We start from the raw sequence: 5,878 nt of genomic DNA on the forward strand, positions 1-5,878 counted from the left end.
TATTCTTCCGCATAGATTTCATTGTGACCTTCCTGAAACTCTAATCAAAGAGGTTGTAAAATGCAAAGACAATTCGCAAGTTAAAGAGGTTGGGATAGAGTGGTGTATTGAACAAAGCAAGGAGATTAAAGAACATGGCGTTCCTTTTTTACACTATTATTCAATGGGGAAATCGCTTAATATTAAAAAGATTGCGCAATCAGTTTTTTAGTTAAATAAAATTTTAAATTAAAAAAGAATTTTTTTATAACATCTAAGGACGAGAGTTTCGACATATTAGACTTTGAAAAGAAAATGTTAGCCGAACATCTAGATGAAAGAAAACTAGGTATTGACTGCTTTGTTGATTATTTTATTTGGAATTCTAATCAAAAACTAGTTGATAACATAATTGTCTTGATCTTCTGCAGACCAATTAAATAAATCTTTAATGTATTTTGAAAAAAAATATTTCATCATATCTAATTGGTAATAATTATTACAAATAAAAAAAGTAATTGGATTTCATGAAGCTAATATGAGTTATATAGGTTTCTAAATTGATGTTTTACAAAAATATGAGGAAGAATTAAATGATTATTATAAAATTAATTGATCAAGAAGTAAACTAATAAATTGCAAATTCTTTATTTTTTTTTTACATTGTTAATAAAATTCAAACAATTGAAAATCAAATATTTAATAATATCTCTTTTTTCGTTGAATGCCTTTTCTCAAGTTTCAGTAGGTGGAGTTGTTCAAGATGAAAAGACGCTTACACCTCTTGAAGATGTAAGGATTCAGTTGAGACCAGTAAACCAAAAAGGTGCTGGTTTTTGGACAGGCACTATGACTAAAAAAAATGGAAAGTATAAGGTTACTACTTCAATGAATCTTCCTGCAATGATATCGTATAAAAAAGAAGGTTGCGGAGAAAAATCAATAAAATTAAAAGAGGGGGATAAAGTTCCTTCAGTAGTATATTTAAAATGCACTGATAAAGCTATAAAAGCTATAATTATTGAACAAACCCTGGACACAGATGGTGATGGTTTGGTTGACAAAGAAGATAAGTGTCCTAAAGAAGCCGGTTCGCATGAGAATGAAGGCTGTCCATCTGATACTGATGATGACATGGATACCAAAGCTCAGGCAGATAAAAAAGCACACTTTTCGTTAATGAACAAGTTATCTTCTAAAATATTTTTTTCATTAAATGATTTTATGGTATCTGAAGCTGAAAAAAGTAAATTAATTAAAATTAAGAATTTTCTTCTAACTAATCCATCTGTCAAAATTAATATTGAAGGGCATGCATCTCGTGATGGTAATTTTGAATACAATATTATTCTTTCAGAGAAAAGAGCTTTTATGGTGAAAAAAGTTTTAATAGAATTAGGTATTGATTCTTCTAGACTAAACACAAAAAGTCATGGGGGAGATAAACCAATTCAAAGTAATTCCTCATCTCAAGGAAGATCTAATAATCGGAGAGTTGAAATTAGTATTCAGTAGTTTTTATATAATTAATAAAAAACAAAAGCGTAGATAAATACATTCTTTTTTATTTTTTAATTAAGTATTTTATGTATCAACAATTTTACTCTGCTAGGGGTTAAGAAAGTTTGCTTATATGTTACAGATTTAATTTTTTCTTTAGAGTAGTAGATTGGAAAATACTTGTCTTTAGCCCAATCTGAAAAAAGATTACTGTAAAATGGACTTTCTGGGTTACCAGATTGACCAGGCGTATTTGTTGCCACAGCATCATCCCAATCTCCAGTATTAACTATCATTCTAAAACTAGCTCCGCTTGATTGGTTAAGGTTTCCTCCAGTAGATCCTGGTGTATAGGCATTTCCACCTCTAGGTAAAGGTCCTAGATTTAACTTACTAGCAGTTTCTTGATTAACAATCTTACCCAATGCATGATTTATTTGAATATGTTTAAACTTTTCTTGACCATAATTCCAGCTTTCAATATTTTCACCTAATCTAGTTTTAAGATTATCAATACTTTTAAGAAATGATTTTTTTAAAAATTCATTTCTACCGGTAATTGGATTTGCACCAAAAAAATCTTTAGTTGGGTTTTGAATCCAGTCAATTATTTTTTTTAATTGAATTGATGTTATGTATTTCTTTCCTTTCTCAGGAACAAAATTATTAAAAGCTTGCTTTTTTATTTCATTTTCCCATGAAACATATATTGTAGCTGCAACTGAATTAGATGTTAATCTAAAATTCCAATTAAATAATCTGTTTATAATTTCATTTTCATTTTCGCTAAACGGTATTAATTTTAAAAATGGAACTAAAATTTTAGCAGGTAACGACATTACATCAACTTGTAGTTTTTTCATTTTTTCCATATTTAAATCATTGTCATTATTTAAAACCTCATTAACTCGATCTCCTCGATATGGGTCTGACCAGGAATAGCCAATTGCGTTCCAGTTTTTATAGTTTTCGGAAGTTACATTTTGATTTGCAGTTGCAATAAATCCTTTTTTAGGATTGAATTCATTTGGTTTTTCAATAATTGGTAAGTATCCATCCCATTCGTATGATCCATCACCAGGAATTGGAACTAAACCACTAAATCCATTGCGTATTGGTGCAATTCCAACTGCTTGCCAACCAATATTTCCTTTTGTATCTGCCCATATCATATTTTCACCAGGAATATTGCTGAAATTACAAGCTTCTCTGAATTCTTCCCATGTTTTAGATTGATCCATTCTAAGAGAAGCAAGGTAAGGAGAGCCCCCTGGCTCTAACCAAGCACACTTAACTCCAAAAGCTATATTTTTTTCTTTATTTATATAAGTCACAGGGCCATGATGAGTATAGTTAAGTTTCACCTCTTTAGGATTTTGTCCTTTGATATTTACAACTTCAATAATAGTTGTCATTTTTTTCCACTCTCCATTGAACATATATTCTAAATGATTGTCTGGATTTAAATTATATTGATATAAATCTTCACCATCAGTTCTAAAAACAGTTAGTCCCCATGCTCCATAATTATTGTGACCAATCGAAATTCCTGGTATTTCGGGTTCACCACCTCCAATTACATTCCATTTAGGTGAAACAAGATGAGCCATATATCTCAGTGACGGAACAGCAATCTTTCTATGAGGATCATTGGCCATATAGGTATTTCTGTTTGATGTTTTAGTTCCACTAACAACCCAGTTATTACTTCCTATAGCAAGAGAATCTTCTTTTATCTCTAAAAAGTTATTTACTACTTGAGAAGAAGTAAATTCTTTTTTAATAGTATTAGCTCCAAATAACAATGGCTTTCTAAAGGAAAAGTAAGGCTCTAGTATATCTTCAAATAAAAGATCTTTATCAATTTTTGCATCTAGCTTTAAAAGGGGGTCTTGAGGATGAAGCCATAATAATTTTTTAACTTCTTTTGCTCCAATTGCTGCAACAGCTCTTCCTATCTGTAATTCCGAGCCTATATTCCCTAGAAGTCCTTGATGTCTTGAAATAACAACTTCTGGAGTCCAAGATTCTGGTGTTATTCCAAGAATTTTAAATGGAAGTGGAAGTGATTCAGGATTTTTTTTCACTTCTTCAATGTATGTATTTACACCATTTACATATGCTTTTATAATTTCAGATCCCTGAGGATGGTAATGATTTAATTCAACTTCAAGGTCTCCTCTGTATTTAAATAATCGAGTTCCAATATCTCTTTTAAGTTCACTTTCTCCTAAGATTTCAGCTACAGTTCCTGTTGCTTGTCTTCTCCAAATTTCAAATTGAAATAACCTGTCTTTAGCTGCTAAATATCCTTGAGAAAAAAACAAATCATTTTGATTTTTTGCATATATGTGATTTACACCCCATTTATCTCTCAAAACTTCAACTACTTCGTCGATTTCCGTAATTTTTATATTATCTTTTTTTATATTGTTGTCAAATGAATTATTACAAGAAACTAGAATTAAGAGAGCTATTGCTGTTATTGATTTTTTAATGTAAGTATTCATCTCAAGTTATTTTAATAACATAAACTAATACATATTTTTTAATATGAAGTCCTACAAAAAATATTTTTTAGAAGGTTTAGTTATATTTTTTAGTGTTTTTCTTTCTTTTTATGTTGGAAATCTCAATGAAAAAAATGCAAATATTGATAAGAAGCAGCAATACGTTGACGATCTGATCGGTACATTAAAAAAAGATATTATTCAAATTGAAGAATTGATGAATCAGTTATATAAATCTGAGGAGTATATCAATGACATCCAAAATGACATCGATTCTAATCATGAATTAATAAGTGATAAAGAAGTTATAAATAAGCTTATCGGTATTGAAGTTGGTTTCTCTTTTTTTCCACAAGACGGAATATTTAATCAAATGATTTCAACTGGGACTTTTGAGTTGATATCAAGCAGGGATTTAAAAATGAATCTTCTTGAAATGTATAATCATCAAAAGGAAAGAAATATTGCTCAGTCTAAAGAAATAGATGAATTTAATTTGAGTTTTAGAAATTTACCGTATTCTAAGTTTAGGATACGATTTAATTACAACTTGCTTGAGGGAGATTTTTATGGAAGTCCATCATTAACTAGTTTTAAGTTTGATGAAAATTTTTATTTATCTGACGAGTTTTACGGAATCCTTTCACAAGCTAAATTGTATTCAAACATGTATAAAAGATTATTAAATGATGTTTATAACTCCTATAAAGAAACTCTACTTCTTTCCAAAAGTGAGTTAAATAATTAGAGGTTTATTAGTTATTTCTTTCCATAATTGTTTATGTTTTGAACATAAATCTATTATTAAAGTCTTATATTGAAATCAAAATATTATGAAAAAACTATTTACACTTGCAGTTATCATGCTAGGCATGAGTGCAACAGCCCAAACAATTACTGATAAAAGTGGATACTCAATTGATGTAACTGATTATGAAATGATTGAAATAACTAAATCAACAAATCCACTTCAAGGGGTTAAAATAGTGGGTGATGGTTATGATGAAATTATGATAAAAAAAGGTGCGAAAATTCAAGATGGTGAGAGAGAAATTACAGATAAGACTACAGAGTTTGCTAAGAAAAATGCATTTTGGAAATCATTTATGAAAAGACGTGGTTTCACCTTTAAAGATGAAAGCACATCTAAAAAAAAGATGCTTGGAGCTGATATTACTGAAACACTTTTGACTTTTGTAATTGAAGAATAATTTGTTAATTGGTTTCTTCAATAGATAATTTTAATATATCAGAGTAAATAAAAAATAGCAACAATATATTGTTGCTATTTTTTTGTGACCTCGGTAGGATTCAAACCTACAACCTCTTGATTCGTAATCAAGTGCACTATTCAGTTATGCTACGAGGCCGTTATTAACGCTTATAGTACTTAACAAAGGTTTATGAAGTAAAGTAATAATTTTGTTACCACGATTGTTACCACATTTGTAAACTTTTTATCATTTACTAGGCGACAAATATAAATATTTCATAGTGTAATCAAAGGCACTAAACCTTATTTATCAATAACCTTATTTGTATTACTATTTATAGGACGTATATCGTTTTGCAATTCACCATCTCCATCACGTGTTATAATATCTACTACTTTAGGAAATATAGGTTGTTCAACCCAACCATCATCATTACTTGTATGTTTTAACCTGGTTACTAGATACTTAATACCTACCTGTAATAGTTTAATTTTTTGGTTATCATCTAGTTTACTTATATCTATACTATCTATTACATTATCTATTATGTAATGTAATTTATGTTTCACTTCTTTTTAATTTCTTAAATACCATATGCAATGATAATTAATTGCAAATAACTATTTTTGTTAATTGGTTCTCCTTTAAAAAATCATATATGAAATCTATGAAAAA

Annotated in this window: 6 protein-coding genes and 1 tRNA gene; 4 read left to right on the top strand and 3 right to left on the bottom strand. The window is 29.1% G+C overall.

Going from position 1 to position 5,878, the window contains the following annotated elements; translation table 11 throughout:
• Positions 1 to 211 (top strand): methylenetetrahydrofolate reductase (locus tag AC34EU_RS08590; protein ID WP_489696211.1); only part of this gene is annotated, 211 nt, incomplete at its 5' end.
• Positions 212 to 663: 452 nt separating this feature from the next.
• Positions 664 to 1,494 carry an OmpA family protein gene (locus tag AC34EU_RS08595; protein ID WP_487534616.1) on the top strand — a complete coding sequence of 277 codons (831 nt, stop codon included), beginning with the start codon at positions 664 to 666 and terminating at the stop codon, positions 1,492 to 1,494.
• 56 nt (positions 1,495 to 1,550) lie between these two features.
• Here AC34EU_RS08595 and AC34EU_RS08600 read toward each other — a convergent pair whose 3' ends face one another.
• Positions 1,551 to 3,989, bottom strand: coding sequence for a penicillin acylase family protein (locus AC34EU_RS08600; RefSeq protein ID WP_489696212.1), 2,439 nt, complete (start codon positions 3,987 to 3,989; stop codon positions 1,551 to 1,553).
• 43 nt (positions 3,990 to 4,032) lie between these two features.
• On the opposite strand from AC34EU_RS08600, the gene AC34EU_RS08605 reads away from it, so the two are divergent.
• Together AC34EU_RS08605 and AC34EU_RS08610 are read left to right on the top strand one after the other, a co-directional pair.
• On the top strand, positions 4,033 to 4,737 hold the full coding sequence (locus AC34EU_RS08605) for a DUF6090 family protein (RefSeq protein ID WP_487534618.1): 705 nt from the start codon (positions 4,033 to 4,035) through the stop codon (positions 4,735 to 4,737).
• An 85-nt stretch (positions 4,738 to 4,822) separates the two neighbouring features.
• Complete coding sequence (locus AC34EU_RS08610) at positions 4,823 to 5,200, top strand: hypothetical protein (protein ID WP_487534619.1); 378 nt, start codon at positions 4,823 to 4,825, stop codon at positions 5,198 to 5,200.
• 85 nt (positions 5,201 to 5,285) lie between these two features.
• On the opposite strand, the gene AC34EU_RS08615 is transcribed toward AC34EU_RS08610, so the two are convergent.
• Together AC34EU_RS08615 and AC34EU_RS08620 are read right to left on the bottom strand one after the other, a co-directional pair.
• Positions 5,286 to 5,359 (bottom strand) — tRNA-Arg (locus AC34EU_RS08615).
• A 146-nt stretch (positions 5,360 to 5,505) separates the two neighbouring features.
• Complete coding sequence (locus AC34EU_RS08620) at positions 5,506 to 5,772, bottom strand: hypothetical protein (RefSeq protein WP_487534620.1); 267 nt, start codon at positions 5,770 to 5,772, stop codon at positions 5,506 to 5,508.
• Between the last annotated feature and the right edge of the window lie 106 nt (positions 5,773 to 5,878).

It is taken from the genome of Candidatus Marivariicella framensis (assembly GCF_982709265.1).

Bases quoted from the DNA above. Each gene is read 5' to 3' on its own strand.
- AC34EU_RS08600 (WP_489696212.1), bottom strand. From the start codon at position 3,989: ATGAATACTTACATTAAAAAATCAATAACAGCAATAGCTCTCTTAATT.
- AC34EU_RS08605 (WP_487534618.1), top strand. From the start codon at position 4,033: ATGAAGTCCTACAAAAAATATTTTTTAGAAGGTTTAGTTATATTTTTT.
- AC34EU_RS08610 (WP_487534619.1), top strand. From the start codon at position 4,823: ATGAAAAAACTATTTACACTTGCAGTTATCATGCTAGGCATGAGTGCA.